The following is a 15533-nucleotide window of genomic DNA, read 5'->3' on the forward strand; positions in this document are numbered from 1 at the left end:
CGGCTCAGCCGCCGGCGGCGGTCTCGGCCAGGGCGATTCCCTCAGGCGTCGGCTTCACCGGGATAAACCCGCGAGCCAGCGCCAGCAGGTACTTGGTGTATTCGGTGAACAGCACGCGCACGGCGCGCGGCTTGGTCAGCCAACTGCCATTATCCAGGTTGGAATTGACCACCGGGTAGGGTTCGAGCTTGGCGCCATGCAGCAGCCGGCCCATCTCCAAAAGGCTGCGCGGCATGTGATAATTGTTGGTCACCAGGATCACCGTGCCATAGGCATGGTTTTCCACCCATTTGGCGCTTTCCTCGGCATTGCCGATCGTGTCAAGCGCGGCGCGATCGATGTCGACACAGCAGGAAAACAGTTTCTTGTCGCCGCCGGTGGCCGCCTGAAGCTGGCGCCGGCTGGCCGAGGGGTGCACGCCGCTGATCAAGAGCCGCTCGCCCTTGCCGGATGCGAGCAGCTCCATCGCGGCGTCGAGGCGGGACTGGCCGCCGGTCAGCACAATGATGGCGTCGGCCTTGGCCGGGTTGGCGGGCGTGGTCAGATGACTAACCTTGCTGGCGAACCAGCCAAAGCCGCCAGCGAACACTGTTGCAAGCACAAGTAGGGAGAGAGCGGAGAAGCGCAGGGCGGTCCTTAGATGGCTAACCCTGCCACGGCCGCGCCATCGGTCAACCACCACTGGCAACTGTCCAGCCGTCCCGGTCGAATCCCGCACGTCCATGGTCATATAGTTAATCCTCAAATGCGGCCTTTGATAGGTAAAAGACGCACTTTGCGTTACGCGAATTCTTTCTCCGTGATCGCCCTGTTTCCGTCCAAGCCAAGACGAGGTCCTTTCATGCATCGGGTTGGCGAACGTCGATGTCGCTGAGATAGGCAACGACGGTGACGTGCGAGGTTGCCGCCGTCAGCGCGCCAATCACCAGCACCATCAGGACGACACCTGCGTAACCCGCCGAGCCGATGGCGAAGTTACCGAACAAAGCGGTCGCCTGATCGGCCTGCGGCGTTGCCATGTTGCGTGACGACCACCAGGAGAACACGATGAAGACGAGCACCGCCGCCGCTCCGCCGGCGGCCGCGCCCTTCATGCCGGTGACCAGAAAATGCCGGCGGAATTCGCGTGCGATGAAGCGCGCCTCGGCGCCGACGAAATGCAGCACCTCGATGATGTGGCCGTTGCCGTCCATGGCCCCACGGGTCGCGAACACCACGGTCAGTACGGTCGCCGACAGCATCAAGGCCAGAACGGCAACGCCTATGGTCACCGTGGTACGGGCCATGGCCACCAGCCGGTCGACCCAGGTGCGGTGGTCGTCGAGCGATGCACTCGGCAGGTTCGGCGTGATCGCGGCGCGCATGGCGGCGAAGTCAGGCGGGCTGCTCTCGTCGATGGTGACGATGATCAGGCGCGGCACGGGTAGGTCGTCGATGTTGAGGCCCGAACCCAGCCAGGGCTCCAGCAGCCTTGCGGTCGCTTCGCGGTCGATGATCCGGGTCGACTTCACGCCAGGGAATTCGCCGGCGATCCGCGAGGCCTGGGTAAGCGCCGCCTCCATGTCGAGGCCGTCGGCCGGCTTGATCTGGATCGTCGCCTCGCGCGAGATCTGGTTTTCCCAAACCGAGGCTGTGTCGCGCACCAGGGTCACCGCGCCGAAAGTCAGGCAGGACAGGAAAGTCATGATGGCGATGACCAGCACCAGCGCGCGGCCGGCAATGTTCTGCGCCGGCACGATCGGCGCCATCTTGCGTTGTGCGCGCGGCCTCGCCTCCACCGCCTCGGCATCCTGCTCCTCGAAATGGTCGGCCGATAGCTCGGTCTCAGTCATAGATATCAAGCCTTCCGCCGGCCAGGATCATGCGGCGCGCGTCAACCTGCTCCATCAGGCCAAGGTCATGCGTGGCGATCACAACGGCGGTGCCAAGCCGGTTGAGCTCGATGAACAGCCGCAGCAGCCGCCGCGCCAGCGGCGGATCGACATTGCCGGTCGGCTCGTCGGCGAGCAGGATCTCCGGCTGCTCGATCAGGGCGCGCGCGATCGCGGCGCGCTGCTTCTCGCCTCCGGACAGGACCGGCGGCAGCACATGCATGCGCTCGCCCAGCCCCACCCATTTCAACAACTCGGTGACGTCGGTGCGGTAGCTCGCTTCCTCGCGCCCGCGCACGCGCAGCGGCAGCGCCACATTCTCATAGGTGGTCATGTGGTCGAGCAGGCGAAAGTCCTGAAACACCACGCCGATGCGGCGGCGCAGATGCGGCAGTTCGGTGCGCGAGATGCGCGAGCGGTCCTTGCCGAAGATGGTGATCAGTCCACGCGTCGGTTTCAGCGACATGAACAAAAGGCGCAGCAATGTCGTCTTGCCGGCACCCGAAGGCCCGCTCAAGAACTGGAAGGAGCGCTCCGGTATGTGCAGGGAGATGTCGCGGAGGATTTCCGGACCCATGCCATAGCGGAGGCCGACATTTTCGAAGCGAATCAATTTCGACGACCTGAATTTCCTGGCCGCGGCGAACCGGCCTGTTTTGTGAAAAGACCATCGGCCGGCATGGTTAACCGGCGGTTAATTCCTGGCTCGTTTAGGCTCTTCAAGAGGGCTCCGGTGGGGAAGCGTTAACCATTTGTGTTTACGCAAAAGAAACGAAAAGCGAACACGCGCAATACTGGGGCCATGATGGCTGACGAACGAACCGCGCGCCCGGTTTCCGGCGAAATCATGACCGATCCCGCGGCAATTGCCGCGGCGGACCGGATCTTGCGCGCTCCGGCGGCTGATATCATCGATGCGGATTATATGGTGTTGCCGCGGCCGGCCCCACCAGTCGGAAATGTCACGCCGCTGCCGCGTGCGATTGTCCCCCCGGCTATCGAAGGCATGGACATGCTGCGCAAGCCGGAAATGCCAGCGGAACGGCCGCCGGCCTCGCGCGGCGGTCCGATCTTCTGGATCGCCGGCATCGGCGCCGCCCTTGCCGCCTTCTGGGTCTCGGGCGGCCATGCGCTGGTGCGCCAGGCACCGTTCCTGCCCGGCGCGCAAGCGTCGGCGCTGACCATTTCAGGCGTGACGTCACGCATCGATGCCTCCGGCGCCAATCCGGTGCTGTTCGTCGACGGCGAGGCCGCCAATGACGGGACGAGGCCCGCGACAATGCCGCCACTCGAAATCCGGGTGACGGGCAATGACGGCCGCACAACCCGCTATACGCTGGGGACATCTGGCCATTCGCTGGCATCGGGCGAAAGATTCGGCTTTGCCAGCCGGCTCGACGTGCCTAAGAACGGGGTAAGGACCGTTTTGGTCACCTTCGCCGAATAGCGTGTGTCGATATTCAGGTGAAGCCGGCCTGCGAACGGTGGTTCCCTGCGCTTCCGGTGCTCACGTACGCTCCGCTCCGGTTCTCGGAAACCACTGCTTTCGGCTCGGTCTGACCTGACTCTCAACACACGCTCGGTGTGAAGGCGTTTCGGAAAAAAACTGGAGGGCGAGAAATGCCAAACGTGCGCGGCAAGGACATCGAAGTGCTGTTTTCGGCATCGGCGATCGCGCGGCGCAATCTCGAACTCGCCAAGGAGATTGCCGGGCACGACTATCACGATCTCCTGGTGATTTCGGTGCTGAAAGGCTCGTTCATCTTCGCCGCCGACCTGATCCGCGCCATGCATGATGTCGGCCTGTCGCCGGAGGTCGAGTTCATCTTCATCTCCAGTTATGGCGCTGGCACAACCAGCGGCGAGGTGAGGGTGCTGCGCGACATCGACAACGAAGTCGCCGGCCGCGACGTGCTGTTGATCGACGACATTCTGGAATCGGGCAAGACGCTGAGCTTCACGCGCGACCTGATGCTGTCGCGTGGCGCGAAAAGCTGTTCCATCGCCGTGCTGCTCGACAAGCGCATGCGCCGCCAGACCGCGCTGAATGCCGATTATGTCGGCTTCGACTGCCCCGATTATTTCGTCGTCGGCTATGGCATGGATGTGGCGCATGCCTTCCGTGAATTGCCGTTCGTGGGTGTGGTGAAAGGCGATGTGTAAGGCGAGCGCCCCGCACCGGTGAATCCTGAAAAAGGCCTTAACGGTGTCAGGAAAATTAGTCTGGGCGAGCGCCGGGGTTTTCAGGAAAAGTCAACGTTTCGCCGCCAAATATGCCGGCCATGGCAAAGCTTTTGATCGTCGAGGACGATGAGTCCGTCCGCACCCTCGCAGCCCGCGCGCTCGAACGCGCCGGGCACGCAATCGATATCGCCGCCGATGGCGCGCAGGGGCTTTCGCTGATCCGCGCCGCAAAAGGCGGGTACGATCTCGTCGTCTCCGACATACGCATGCCCGAGATGGACGGCATCGAGATGGCGGTTGCGGCAGCCGCGCTTTTTCCCGCGATGAAGATCATGCTGATGACCGGCTATGCCGACCAGCGCGAGCGCGCCGATGAATTGAACGGCATCATCCTCGATGTCGTGCAAAAGCCCTTCACGCTCGCCGAGATTCGCTCTCGTGTCGAACGGGCGCTGATCTGCTTCGCCTGATCAGGCTGGATCCCTGGCGACAAGCGCCGGTGCCGGGCTGGCGCGGCGCTCGGTGTTGAGTGCCAGCAGGCCGGCGCCGATGATGAGCGCCGCGCCGATCACCGTTGCTGACCTGGGCACCTCGGCGAAGAACAGGAAACCCCACAGCGGCGACCACAGGATACCGGTGTATTCGAAGGTGGCGACGCGGTTGGCCGGCGACAGCCGGTAGCCTTGCGAGAGCAGGATCATGCCGGCCGAGGCGACGAAACCGCAGGCGGCCATCTTGAGGAAATCCGGCAGCGTCGGCCAGATCCATGGTCGCACCAGGAATTCGAGGCTCGGGTGGACGGCGTGGGTTATGCCCGCAATGTGAAACGTGCCGGCGACGACGGCCGCGCCGGTAAGATAGGCGCCGTTCTGGTAGAAGGCCATGACAGTGGACGATTCGGTATCGCCGATCTTGCGAGCCATCAGCTGCGAGAAGGCGTAGAGCACGGCCGAGCCCAGCGACAGCAAGGCCGCCCAGTCGAACAGTCCGGCGCCGGGGCGCAGCATCACAAGGACGCCAAGCATGCCGATCAGCACGGTCGACAGCGTCCGCCAGGAAACGCGCTCGCCGAGATAGGGACCGGCCATCGCCATGATGCAGAGCGGCGCCATGAAATAAAGCGCCACGGCGTCGGCCAGCGGCAGGGCGGCGATGGCCAGGTAATAGACCGTGTAGGAGGTGAACTGGATGAAGGCGCGTATCGTCAGCAGGCCGAACCGTTTCGACAGGATTGCCCGCAGCCCGACATCGGCGTGAACCAGAACGATCAGGATCGGCAAGGCTACGATCGAGCGGATCGCCATCACCTCGGTCACCGGGTAACCGCTCGACACGGCTTTGACGAGCGGATCTTGCAGCGAGAAGACCAGCACGCCCAGGCACAGGCTCAGGATGCCACGCACCATCCTATTCTGCATCCGTTCAGGCTCCCGCGCATCCGATCCGGCGACCCTCACCAGATCAAAAAGAACCCGCCACCGTGTTCGGGTAGCGGGCACGAGTGAGGACTCTTGATTGGTCCGCAGCCGATTTCGCGACTGCATATCCAATGGGTGAGGCGATTATCGTTCGGCGTTTGACATGTTGCAAACGAATTGGAATGATGCCAGCGATCAAATCTGCTTATGATGGATGCCATGCGGCCAACCCTCGACAGTGATCTCCTGCGTACCTTTGTCGCCATAGCCGAGGCCGGCAATTTCACGAGGGCCGCCGAGCAGGCCGGCCGCACGCAATCGGCCGTGTCGATGCAGATCAAGAAGCTCGAAGAGCTGGTCGGCGACAGCCTGTTCGAGCGAGGTTCACGCGGCGTCGCGCTGACGCGGCGTGGCGGCGAACTCATCGTCAATGCCCGCCGTATCGTTTCGCTGCTCGATGAAACGGCGGCGTCGATGGCGGCGGCGCCGCTCGGTGGGCCGGTTCGCATCGGCATTCCGGAGGAATATGGCCACGCCATCCTGTCGCGCGCGCTCGGCGCATTTTCGAAGCGTCACACCAAGGTCGAGGTCACCGTACGCTACGCGCATTCGGAGGCGCAGATCGCGGCGCTCGCCGCCGGCGAGCTGGATTTATGCGTGGTGTTCGAATGGCAGGATCCTTCCGGCGGCGAAGTGCTGATGCATGATCCGACGGTCTGGGTGACGTCGAACCTGCATCACATGCATGAGGAGCGCCCGGTGCCGATCGCGCTCTATAACCGCGCCGGCTGGTGTAAGGACTTCGCCATCAAATCGCTGGAGCAGCGCGGCCTTGCCTACCGCGTCGCCTATACAAGCGATACCAATGGCGGCCTGAAGCTTGCCGTCACCTCAGGGTTGGCGATCGCGCCGATCTCACGCAGCAACATTCCGGCGGACTGCCGAGAGCTGACGTCCGCGGACGGGTTCGGCGACATCGATTCCTCCAATGTGGTGATGCATCGCAACCCGAATGCGTCAGGCGAAGCAATCGACGGCATGCAGGAGGCAATCCGCGAGGCGTTCGTCAACAGGTAGACGGCTCCATGGAAATCAAGCTGGTCCCTCTCGCCGCTTCCTATTTCAGCTCCAGCAGCCGTTCCAGATAGCTGCGCTCGATGTCGGGGCTGAGCGCATTGCCGAGCCGCTTGCGGATCGCTTCCAGGATCTGGCGCGCGCGCTGGACGTCGATCTCGTCGGGCACTTTCACCGAATCCCCGAAATCGGGACCCTGGCTGGCGCGCGGCCGGCCGAGCGGGTCACGGTCGGCATCCTGCTGGCGGCCGCCTTGCTGGCTGCCGCCCTGGTCGCCCTGCATGGCCTGCATCTGTTTCATCATGTCCTTGGCGCCCTTGCGCAGCGCCTCAAGCGCCCGGCCCTGGTGGCCGACGGCCTCGTCGCCCTGGCCCTCGCCAAGCGCCTGCTCGGCGCTGCCCATGGACTTGCCGGCCTCGCCAAATCCTTCATTGGGCTCCATGCCCATGCCCTCGAGGCCTTTCTTCAGCTGCTCCAGATCGCTCTTCAGCTGGCCCTGGCCCTCCTGCAGCTGCTTCAGCGCATCGGCGAATTCCTGCGGCGTCATAGGCTTTGGCTCGCCATTCTCGCCGGGCTTGCCGTTTTCGCCAGATTGACCTTGCTCATCGTTCTGGCCAAGCTGCTCGTCGCGGTTGCGGCCGCGCTGGCGCTCACCGCGCTGCATCTGATCCATGCGGAAGGTGTCGTTCATCATCTCCTGCTGGCGCCGCAGGATCTCGCCAAGCTTATCCATCTGCTGACGCATCTGGCTGTCCTGCTCGCCCCCCTGCTGCTGGCGGCCGGCCTGGAGATTGTTCATCATGTCCTGCAACTGCGACAGCAATTGCTGGGCCTTATCGCGATCGCCCGACTTCGCCAGATTTTCGATCTGGTCCATCATGCGGTCGATGTCGCTCTGGCGCAGCTCCTGGCCGTTCTGCTGCATCTGCGGCGCGTTCGGGTTCTGCTTGGCGCGTTCGGCGAATTCCTGCAGGAACTGGTTCATCGCCTCGCGCAGTTCCTTCATCGCCTTCTCGATCTCGGCATCGCTGGCGCCATTCTTGATTGCGTCCTGCAGTGCCTGCTGGGCCTGGCGCAGCCGCTTTTCGGCCGCCGAGAGGTTGCCCTCCTCGATACCAAGCGCGATCTCCCAGAGGTAGGCAACCTCGCTGCGCAATTGATCGTCGTTCACCGCCAGCTTCAGCCGGCTCATTGCGCTCATGATGGCGAGGTAGTGGGACATGGTATCGAACGTGTCTTCAGGCCGCAGCGTGATGGCCTCCATCAGGTCGAGCACGCGCGGCTTGGCATTGGCGTCGAGCGCAAGCAGGCGGCGCTGTTCGATCACCGCGCGTGCCAGCGGGTTGGTGAACGGCCGCTCGGGCATGGCGAGCGTCTTGGTTTCGCTTGAGGCGGTGTGGCCGGCGTCGTCGGTGGCGACCAGCGTCAGCTTGATGCTGCTGCCGGCCCAGACATGCTCGGTCAGGTCTTTCGTGGTCTTGGCGGCATTCAACTTGCCGCCGCGGCGCGGCAGTGTCAGCGGCATTTCGGGCGGACCATAGAGCGGATGCGCACCCGGCGGCTGCGGGTCGGCCAGCGCGAAGACCGCCTTGGCGGTGGCGGCGCCGTAATCGTCATCGATCTGATAGTTGAGCTCGAAGGCGCCGTTGGCGGCGCGCTTGGGCTCGCCGACGAAGCGGATCCGCGGCGGCTTGTCCGGGATGACGGCGAAAGCCCAGCGGCCAAGCTGATCCTCCCCCGATTTCAGCGTCAGCGTCCCGTCGCCGGTCAGCTTGCTGGCGAACTGGCGCACCTTCGAAGGCGAGGCGGACGACACCGCCGGGCTTGCTGCCGGCTTGGCGGCGGCTTGCGGGCTTGCGGGGTCGATGGCGCGCGCATTGCCGTCCTTGTCGGCATAGGCAAGCGTTTCCTCGCCCGAGCCTCCGGTAACGCGCAGGGAGACGTCGCTTCCCTCGGGGACATGAAAAGTCGGGGTCGCCTGGTTGGCGTCGGCAGTCAGGAAGATCGGCGGCTTGCCGGTATAGGCCGGCGGCGTCACCCATGCGTCGATGCGCGGCGGTACGGCGTCGAGCGTGCCATGTGCGCTGAACCCATCTGTCAGCCGGCCGCCGGTCGGCCCGAAGGAGAAGGCAAAGGCAGTGACCAGCAGGAGCGCCGCCACGGCGCGCAATCCCCACGGGTCGCGCTCCGGCACGCGCGTGCGCGGCAGATCGGCGCCGAGATTGTCGAGCTTTCCAGCCATTCGCTTCTGGTGCTCGCGCCAGAGCGCCTGCGAGAAACTGCTTTCCTGGCCGCTGGGCCGGTCGCTCTGCACCTGCACCGGGCTGTGCAGCAGTCTGTTGGCGGCTTCGATGCGGCGATCGATCTCGGCCGCGCCAGGTATGCGGAAAAAGCGCAGCGGATAAAGCGCCGCCAGACCTGCCAGGCAAAACATGGCGATAAGGCCGATGCGCACCACGTCCGGCAGCCGGGGAAAAATACCGAACCAGGAGACGCTGAGAAACAGGCCGACGACGACAATGAGCGGAAGCAGCAGCGGCCAGCCACGCTCGATCGCCATCGAGACCCGCGTCGCCAGCCGGCTCAAGGCCAGGCGTCCGGCCAGGCCGCGATTGCTGCTGAAGGTGGGTCGTTCGGTCATCGGCCCTTCCTGGAGCCCTGTTCCGTCCTGAAGGACCGCAATGGGCTCTATCTCTTTGGGCATGATCTGTTCCGAAACTTGGATTCTATTTTTCGGGATCATGCGGCGAGGCGGACGGGATAGCCCAAGCCTCACGACTCGAAGAATACCAGTAAACACGGCAAAGGCGAGGCAGTTTGAAAAAACGTGAAGCCTGCCGAAATGGTTGCAATCAGAAATTGGCGGGGTTTGCGTTGGCCCCACAGACCAGCACGGCGACCCGTTCGCCCGGTGTCGGCGCGTAGCGGCCGGACAGGATCGCGGCAAAGGCGGCGGCACCACCCGGCTCCGAGATGATGCGCACGCGGTTCCAGAGCGCCTTCTGGGCGGCGATGATGTCGTCGTCGCTGACCAGGATGGAGCGTTCGACGAAGGCTTCGGCGATCGGGAACATCATCTCGCCGACCCGCTTCGGCGCCAGCGAATCGGCGGCGATGCCTTCCGCCGGCGCGTCCACCGGATGGCCGGCCTCGAAGGCGCGATGAAGCGTCGGCGCACCCTCGGGCTCTACGGCGACGATGCGGATGCGGCCGGCATACCAGGCGGCGATGCCGCCGATCAGGCCGCCACCACCGACGGCGACCAGCAGCGTGTCGATCTCAGGCAGATCGCGTTCGATTTCGAGCCCGAGAGTGCCTTGGCCGACCAGCGTCTCCTGCTGGTTGAAGGCGTGGATCTGCAAGGCGCCGGTTTCCTCGGCGAACCGTTCGCTGGCGGCCAGCGCTTCGGCATAGCGGGCGCCGCCGACAACGAGGTCGGCGCCATAGGCCCGGATGCGGTCCAGCTTGGCCTGCGGGCTCACTTCGGGAACGAAGATGGTTGCTCTGTGGCCAAGCCGCATGGCGGCGTAGGCGACGGCAGCGCCATGATTGCCGCCCGATGCGGCGACGACGCCGGCCTCGGGAACCGGCCGCTCCAGGAGGTTGGTGAAGGCGCCGCGGGCTTTGAACGAGCCGGAATGCTGCAGGCATTCGAGCTTGAGGTCGATCGCCAATGGCCCCCGATCGAAGTCGGCCATGTCGACGCGCAGAACCGGTGTGTGCCTGATATAGGGGCGGATGCGCGGTTCCATCGCGGCGATGCGTCCGCGTGTGACGACGTTGCCCTGCGACATCAAAATCTCCTTGGGATTGACAGCAATTAGTAACTTGGCAAAATGGCTAAATGCAAGAGGTTGATGTCTTCAAGGCGATCGCCAACGAGCGCAGACTGCAGATTCTCGACTGGCTCAAGAATCCACGTGCGCATTTCCGGGCACAGGCGGATGGCGATCTGGTCGAGGACGGCGTCTGCGCGCTGCTGATCGCCGAGAAGCTCGGCATCACTCAGGCGACGCTTTCCGAGCATATGCGCGTGCTCGTCCAGGCCGGCCTGCTCAGAACCAAGCGCATCAGGCAATGGACCTTCTACCGCCGCGACGAGGACAGGATCGCCGACGCAAGGGCACTCATCCAGAACCGGTTATAGCGCAGAACCGGTTATAGCGTCGCGGCAGGGCGGCTTACGGTAGTGGGTCAGTTTGAAATTCCGCCCCGATCACAATAGGCGCTTTCGCCTACCGCATGGCTGGAAATAGGCGCTTTCGCATGCCATCTTCCAACCATGACAGATAAGCACCCAAAGCGCCCGCGCGACCCGAACCAATTAGCGAAGTCGATAGTCGCGATAGCCACTGGCGAGGCCGAGGATAAGAAGCCGCTCGCCAGCGCAGTAAAGGGCGGTGCTGCCCGCGCCAAGTCCCTCACGCCGCAACAACGGGCAGAGATCGCTAGAATAGCCGCCGAGGCGCGTTGGAAAAAATCCAGTTAGGCCACTTCCGCTTCCGGTTCGTCATCGCTGGCCTTGCGGATTTCAATATCCAAGCCAAGGTCCATTGGCAGGCTGATCGGTTCCAATTCTGGATTGACACTATTCCAGTGGTCGAGGTCGAGAGTGAGGTTGTAACCGTCGCTCACCATCTGTTCCCGCCGGTTCACCGCTGATTTATGCATCTGATTGCGGGTCGCCTCATCGATATCGATGTACACGAAGAGGTTTGTCTGTCCGCTGGCGGGAAGCGCGTGATAGACGCGGTACGGCTTGCCGGTTCTCTTGTCGTGCTTTCGTTCGGCCTGAGCGTCGTCGGCAAACTGCCTCGCCAAAAGCTCGACCTCTGATGGTGGCGTGGGCATTTTCCAGCCCATGCTTTTCGCGAACTCTGCGACCTTGTGCATATCGATTTCGGGTTCACCCGAAACATCCCTGTAGTGCCTGATGAGGCGCTGCCTTTCTTGCCTTTTGCTCATGCTACGCTGGTCCTTCCGTTAAGGCTCGGTTGGAGCGACATCGCCCCAGCCGTCTTTGAATGCGTTTGGCAAAATGATGTCGCGCACCTTGGCTAGGTGATCGCGGAACCGGTCATATCGATTGGTCTTGCGCTGGAGTTGGCCGGCGATGATACCAGGATGAACTTTGCAGACGCGCGCGAAGCCGATTAGGTCACGTTCGGAAAAGAATGGTGCCTTACGCGCGATGAATGCTTCCATCGTTGCCGATGGAACGCAAAACTCTTGTGCTGCCTCATTGGCCACACGTTCTTCGGCGGCAACCGTTGGGCCGATACCTGCACGTTCCTTTTCCAACTCGGCATCAAGCATCGCAGCTACATGGCCATGTCCTTGAAGGACGTGCTCCAGCTCATGCCGGAGGACAAACCAGAAATTATCGATACGGTCGAACCGGAGTGACAGGCCGATCACTGGCGAGCGATCATTAAGCCAGAAGCAAACGCCATCGATCTTGGCCGATGCCAACGTCTCGACCACGACAAACCGGATGCCGCATTCGGCCATGATTCTAGGTACGCTGGCGGCGCCTTCCGCCGAGACCATCAACCCTCGCAACTTGGCCAAAGCGACCCGCGTGGCGTCTAGTGAGTACGGTCGCACCAGCATGCCTTCTGCTATCTGTTTCACCCTGTAGAGCCACGCTATCTGTGCCGGTGTGGCGTCCGAACTGACCTCCGTCTTTTTGGCCGCGTGTGGGAGAATTTGAATATCGTCGATACGGTTCACCCCGAAGAACCGCATTAGTTCGGTGTCTACTTGGCCTGTGTCGCGGACGTTCTCGGCATCAATCCAGCCGCGCTTGATCATCTCGGCAACGGGAAGGTCGCCGTAAAGCAACGCGCGCGTGGCGCGTGTCGGGTCTGGCCGTGTGGTGATGCGAGCCTTGGCGAGATCAAAGCTCCGCTGAAGTTCTAAGAATTTCTCGGCCGGCACATGAAAAACCTCTTCAAGTGCCAACGCCATCGGCGCGTCAACTGGGCGCTTGTCAGCGGCAAGCCGATTAATCCCTGTCTCATCCATGTCGAGAACGATGGACAGAACCCGTTGCGTCCATCCCTTTTCAGCCAGTAGCGCCAATATCAATTGTCCCGGTGTCTTGTGTTCCATGATGCACTCTTGCCCCTGCGATTCGAGATAATATGCGGACCTGCGCAAAAACGCAAACTGACAGATAATGCTTGCTATTAATAGCTTATGTGGCACTGTTCTGGACATGAACAAGCTCGACACCAAGACCCGCTCTAAAATCCTGCACATGCTTTGCGAGGGTCAGTCGATCCGAGCCATCACTCGCGTTATGGGCATGAGCAAGAACACGGTCGCCAAGCTGCTTTCGGACGCCGGCGCGGTATGTGCTGCCTATCAGGACGAAGCCCTTCGCAACCTGACCAGTCGCCGCATTCAGGTGGATGAGATCTGGTCGTTCACCTACGCCAAGCAGAAGAACGTCCCGATGGCCAAGGCTGCGCCGGAAGGCGCTGGCGACACTTGGACGTGGACGGCCATCGATGCCGACACCAAGCTTGTCATGTCGTGGCTGGTTGGCGGGCGCGACAGCGAATACGCGATGGCTTTCATGGACGATCTTTCCCGCCGTCTTGCCAATCGCGTCCAGCTAACCAGTGACGGCCATCGCGCTTATCTTGAAGCGGTCGAGGGTGCTTTCGGCGCGGACGTTGACTACGCGATGCTGATCAAGATTTACGGCACGTCACCGGATAGCGCCAAGGGCCGTTACAGCCCGGCGGAATGCACTGGCGCACGGAAAGAGCGGATCGAAGGCAACCCCGACATCCAGCATGTCAGCACGTCCTTTGCCGAACGCCAGAACCTTACAATGCGGATGCACATGCGCCGCTTCACCCGCCTAACCAATGGCTTTTCCAAAAAGGTCGAGGCTCACGCCAACGCCGTGGCGCTTCATTTCATGTACTACAATTTCGTGCGCATCCATGCGACCTTGCGCATGACCCCAGCGATGGCCGCTGGCGTGACGGGCAAGCTTTGGGAGATTGGCGATATCGTCGCGCTGATCGAAGCGAAGGAAGCCGAGAAGCCCGTAGTGCGCGGCCCCTATAAAAGGCATTGAAAGCTAGCTTTAACAAAAAGCTGGTAGCGCCTCAGTTTAGAAGTACAGCGAGGCGCACGATGAGTGACACTCTTCAGTCGTTTATAAACACCGTTGGAGTCCCGACCGTAGGCGCGATGATTTGTTTTGGGGTTGGAATATTCGTCAGGAATTTGCCAATCGGCGTGCGTATCCTGATACTTGTCTTTGCGGCCGCATTGAGCCTCCCCGGTCTATTCGCGCTTTATCTCCTGGCGATCTTTTCATCGCTAGGTCATACCTAACAGGTTCGCGATAAACGCCTCCGAATTTCAAACTGACCCACTACCCGGCTTACGCAAGCCAGTCCGGCACCGAATCCAGCCCGATCAGCTCGTCATAGGTCAGGCGCGGACGCACGACATGGAAACGGTCGCCGTCGACCAGCACCTCCGGCACCAGCAGGCGGGTGTTGTAGGTGCCGGCCTGGACCGCGCCATAGGCGCCGGCGGTGGAAACGGCGACGAGATCGCCCGCCATCAGCCGGGGCAGGTCGCGGTCGAGGCCGAGATAATCGCCGGTCTCGCAGACCTGGCCGACCACGTCGACCACCATGCGCGGCGCGTCGGCCGGCGGCTGCACGACCGGCTTGATCTCGTGGAAGGCATCGTAGAGCGTCGGCCGGATCAGGTCATTCATGGCAGCGTCGACGACGAGGAAATTCTTGGCGTCGCCCTCCTTCACGAAAATCACTTCAGAGACCAGGATGCCGGCATTGCCAACGATCAGCCGGCCCGGCTCGAACATCACCTTCAGACCCAATTTGGTGACATGCTTGCGGACGATCTGGGCATAGGCGTCGGGCAAGGGGGGCGGGTTGTTGTCGACGCGGTAGGGAATGCCGAGACCGCCGCCGAGATCGACATGCTCGATGGCGTGGCCGTCGCCGCGCAGCGCTCCGACAAGGTCGACCAGCAGGGCGAAGGCGTCGTCGAAGGGCTGCAACTCGGTGATCTGGCTGCCGATATGGGTATCGATGCCGGTGACCTTAATGCCCGGAAGCGTTGCCGCGCGGGCATAGACCTGGCGCGCCCGCTGCCAGGGAATGCCGAACTTGTTTTCAGCCTTGCCGGTTGAGATTTTCTTGTGGGTCTTGGCGTCGACATCGGGATTGATGCGCAGCGAGATCGGCGCCACCTTGCCGAGCGCCACGGCACGTGCCGACAACAGCTCGAGTTCCGGCTCGGATTCGACGTTGAAGCAGAGCATGCCGGCTCGGAGCGCAAAGTCCATTTCGCGGGCGGTCTTGCCGACGCCCGAGAACAGGATCTTGCCGGCCGGGACTCCTGCGGCGAGAGCCCGGCGCAATTCGCCTTCCGAGACGACGTCGGCGCCGGCGCCGAGCTTGGCCAAGATCCGCAGCACCGCCTGGTTGGAATTGGCCTTCATGGCGTAGCAGACCAGCGTATCGAGCCCGGCAAAGGCCTGGACGAAGACACGGTAGTGCCTAGTCAGGGTCGCCGTCGAATAGCAATAGAACGGCGTGCCGACCTGTGCGGCGATATCAGGGATCGCCACGTCCTCGGCATGCAGCACGCCATCGCGGTAGTCGAAATGGTTCACGAGAGTGGTTCCGGAAGTTGAGGCACGATGCGATCGGGTTTGGAAAGACCAATCCCGCCTTCATCGGAGCTAGATCAGCGGGTCGAGAATGAACTTCTTGTCCACGACCGGTTTTTCCGGTTCCGGCGGCACGGGCTGGTGGGCCTTCTCGGCATCCTTGCGTGCCTGGACAGCCGCCTCATAGGGCGTGTCCAGGCCCGCCTTGCGGCCGCAGGCGGTCACGAAGGCAAGCGCCGCAAGCAGCGTCAGCGTCACCAAAATCCTGCTTCCGGTCATCGATCCATCCGTCCGAAACTCTCTGTCCGCCGC

General features: G+C 62.5%; 16 protein-coding genes. 6 read left to right on the forward strand and 10 right to left on the reverse strand.

Features of this window, described 5'->3' with window-relative positions; genetic code table 11:
* Positions 1 to 4: 4 nt before the first annotated feature.
* The 3 genes from FJ950_RS11195 to ftsE form a co-directional block, all read right to left on the reverse strand.
* Positions 5 to 730, reverse strand: coding sequence for a YdcF family protein (locus FJ950_RS11195; protein WP_140616823.1), 726 nt, complete (start codon positions 728 to 730; stop codon positions 5 to 7).
* 109 nt (positions 731 to 839) lie between these two features.
* A complete protein-coding gene (locus FJ950_RS11200; RefSeq protein WP_140616824.1) occupies positions 840 to 1832 on the reverse strand; it encodes an ABC transporter permease in 993 nt (330 codons plus the stop codon).
* Positions 1825 to 2484 (reverse strand): cell division ATP-binding protein FtsE, encoded by a 660-nt coding sequence (gene ftsE / locus FJ950_RS11205; protein WP_010911739.1) that lies wholly within the window; start codon positions 2482 to 2484, stop codon positions 1825 to 1827. Before ftsE ends, FJ950_RS11200 begins: the two co-directional genes overlap by 8 nt.
* Positions 2485 to 2673: 189 nt before the next feature.
* On the opposite strand from ftsE, the gene FJ950_RS11210 reads away from it, so the two are divergent.
* The 3 genes from FJ950_RS11210 to FJ950_RS11220 all read left to right on the forward strand — a co-directional run bounded on the left by FJ950_RS11210 (position 2674) and on the right by FJ950_RS11220 (position 4525).
* Positions 2674 to 3318 carry a cadherin-like beta sandwich domain-containing protein gene (locus FJ950_RS11210; protein ID WP_140616825.1) on the forward strand — a complete coding sequence of 215 codons (645 nt, stop codon included), beginning with the start codon at positions 2674 to 2676 and terminating at the stop codon, positions 3316 to 3318.
* Positions 3319 to 3491: 173 nt separating this feature from the next.
* Positions 3492 to 4034: a hypoxanthine phosphoribosyltransferase gene (gene hpt / locus FJ950_RS11215; RefSeq protein WP_015315535.1), complete on the forward strand. Its 543-nt coding sequence runs from the start codon at positions 3492 to 3494 to the stop codon at positions 4032 to 4034.
* Between the two features lie 119 nt (positions 4035 to 4153).
* Entirely contained in the window at positions 4154 to 4525 is a 372-nt protein-coding gene (locus FJ950_RS11220) for a response regulator (protein WP_015315536.1), read from the forward strand.
* Here FJ950_RS11220 and FJ950_RS11225 read toward each other — a convergent pair whose 3' ends face one another.
* A complete protein-coding gene (locus FJ950_RS11225; protein WP_140616826.1) occupies positions 4526 to 5473 on the reverse strand; it encodes a DMT family transporter in 948 nt (315 codons plus the stop codon).
* Between the two features lie 219 nt (positions 5474 to 5692).
* Here FJ950_RS11225 and FJ950_RS11230 point away from each other — a divergent pair, with 219 nt between their 5' ends.
* Positions 5693 to 6550: a LysR substrate-binding domain-containing protein gene (locus FJ950_RS11230; RefSeq protein ID WP_140616827.1), complete on the forward strand. Its 858-nt coding sequence runs from the start codon at positions 5693 to 5695 to the stop codon at positions 6548 to 6550.
* A gap of 40 nt (positions 6551 to 6590) precedes the next feature.
* Here the strand turns inward: FJ950_RS11230 and FJ950_RS11235 are convergent, their stop codons facing one another.
* The gene (locus FJ950_RS11235) at positions 6591 to 9188 is read right to left on the reverse strand and encodes a TIGR02302 family protein (protein WP_140616828.1); all 2598 of its coding nucleotides are present in this window, start codon (positions 9186 to 9188) and stop codon (positions 6591 to 6593) included.
* A gap of 211 nt (positions 9189 to 9399) precedes the next feature.
* Positions 9400 to 10341 (reverse strand): threonine/serine dehydratase, encoded by a 942-nt coding sequence (locus FJ950_RS11240; RefSeq protein WP_140616829.1) that lies wholly within the window; start codon positions 10339 to 10341, stop codon positions 9400 to 9402.
* Between the two features lie 50 nt (positions 10342 to 10391).
* On the opposite strand from FJ950_RS11240, the gene FJ950_RS11245 reads away from it, so the two are divergent.
* A complete protein-coding gene (locus FJ950_RS11245) occupies positions 10392 to 10694 on the forward strand; it encodes a metalloregulator ArsR/SmtB family transcription factor (protein WP_015315541.1) in 303 nt (100 codons plus the stop codon).
* A gap of 338 nt (positions 10695 to 11032) precedes the next feature.
* Here the strand turns inward: FJ950_RS11245 and FJ950_RS11255 are convergent, their stop codons facing one another.
* A complete protein-coding gene (locus FJ950_RS11255; RefSeq protein WP_140616831.1) occupies positions 11033 to 11512 on the reverse strand; it encodes a hypothetical protein in 480 nt (159 codons plus the stop codon).
* 18 nt (positions 11513 to 11530) lie between these two features.
* A complete protein-coding gene (locus FJ950_RS11260; RefSeq protein WP_210242354.1) occupies positions 11531 to 12661 on the reverse strand; it encodes an ImmA/IrrE family metallo-endopeptidase in 1131 nt (376 codons plus the stop codon).
* A gap of 106 nt (positions 12662 to 12767) precedes the next feature.
* Between FJ950_RS11260 and FJ950_RS11265 the strand changes: the two genes are divergently transcribed.
* Positions 12768 to 13643, forward strand: coding sequence for a DDE-type integrase/transposase/recombinase (locus tag FJ950_RS11265; protein ID WP_140616832.1), 876 nt, complete (start codon positions 12768 to 12770; stop codon positions 13641 to 13643).
* A gap of 312 nt (positions 13644 to 13955) precedes the next feature.
* On the opposite strand, the gene lysA is transcribed toward FJ950_RS11265, so the two are convergent.
* A complete protein-coding gene (gene lysA / locus FJ950_RS11270; RefSeq protein ID WP_140616833.1) occupies positions 13956 to 15224 on the reverse strand; it encodes a diaminopimelate decarboxylase in 1269 nt (422 codons plus the stop codon).
* A gap of 69 nt (positions 15225 to 15293) precedes the next feature.
* The gene (locus FJ950_RS11275) at positions 15294 to 15500 is read right to left on the reverse strand and encodes a lipoprotein (RefSeq protein WP_023770782.1); all 207 of its coding nucleotides are present in this window, start codon (positions 15498 to 15500) and stop codon (positions 15294 to 15296) included.
* Positions 15501 to 15533 lie beyond the last annotated feature (33 nt).

Source organism: Mesorhizobium sp. B2-3-14, assembly GCF_006442175.1.
GTDB classification, from domain to species: Bacteria; Pseudomonadota; Alphaproteobacteria; order Rhizobiales; family Rhizobiaceae; genus Mesorhizobium; species Mesorhizobium australicum.

Bases quoted from the DNA above. Each gene is read 5' to 3' on its own strand.
- FJ950_RS11225 (WP_140616826.1), bottom strand. From the start codon at position 5,473: ATGCAGAATAGGATGGTGCGTGGCATCCTGAGCCTGTGCCTGGGCGTG.
- FJ950_RS11230 (WP_140616827.1), top strand. From the start codon at position 5,693: ATGCGGCCAACCCTCGACAGTGATCTCCTGCGTACCTTTGTCGCCATA.
- hpt (WP_015315535.1), top strand. From the start codon at position 3,492: ATGCCAAACGTGCGCGGCAAGGACATCGAAGTGCTGTTTTCGGCATCG.
- FJ950_RS11200 (WP_140616824.1), bottom strand. From the start codon at position 1,832: ATGACTGAGACCGAGCTATCGGCCGACCATTTCGAGGAGCAGGATGCC.
- FJ950_RS11260 (WP_210242354.1), bottom strand. From the start codon at position 12,661: ATGGAACACAAGACACCGGGACAATTGATATTGGCGCTACTGGCTGAA.
- FJ950_RS11195 (WP_140616823.1), bottom strand. From the start codon at position 730: ATGACCATGGACGTGCGGGATTCGACCGGGACGGCTGGACAGTTGCCA.
- FJ950_RS11220 (WP_015315536.1), top strand. From the start codon at position 4,154: ATGGCAAAGCTTTTGATCGTCGAGGACGATGAGTCCGTCCGCACCCTC.
- FJ950_RS11235 (WP_140616828.1), bottom strand. From the start codon at position 9,188: ATGACCGAACGACCCACCTTCAGCAGCAATCGCGGCCTGGCCGGACGC.
- FJ950_RS11240 (WP_140616829.1), bottom strand. From the start codon at position 10,341: ATGTCGCAGGGCAACGTCGTCACACGCGGACGCATCGCCGCGATGGAA.
- FJ950_RS11265 (WP_140616832.1), top strand. From the start codon at position 12,768: ATGAACAAGCTCGACACCAAGACCCGCTCTAAAATCCTGCACATGCTT.
- FJ950_RS11255 (WP_140616831.1), bottom strand. From the start codon at position 11,512: ATGAGCAAAAGGCAAGAAAGGCAGCGCCTCATCAGGCACTACAGGGAT.
- FJ950_RS11210 (WP_140616825.1), top strand. From the start codon at position 2,674: ATGATGGCTGACGAACGAACCGCGCGCCCGGTTTCCGGCGAAATCATG.
- FJ950_RS11245 (WP_015315541.1), top strand. From the start codon at position 10,392: ATGCAAGAGGTTGATGTCTTCAAGGCGATCGCCAACGAGCGCAGACTG.
- FJ950_RS11275 (WP_023770782.1), bottom strand. From the start codon at position 15,500: ATGACCGGAAGCAGGATTTTGGTGACGCTGACGCTGCTTGCGGCGCTT.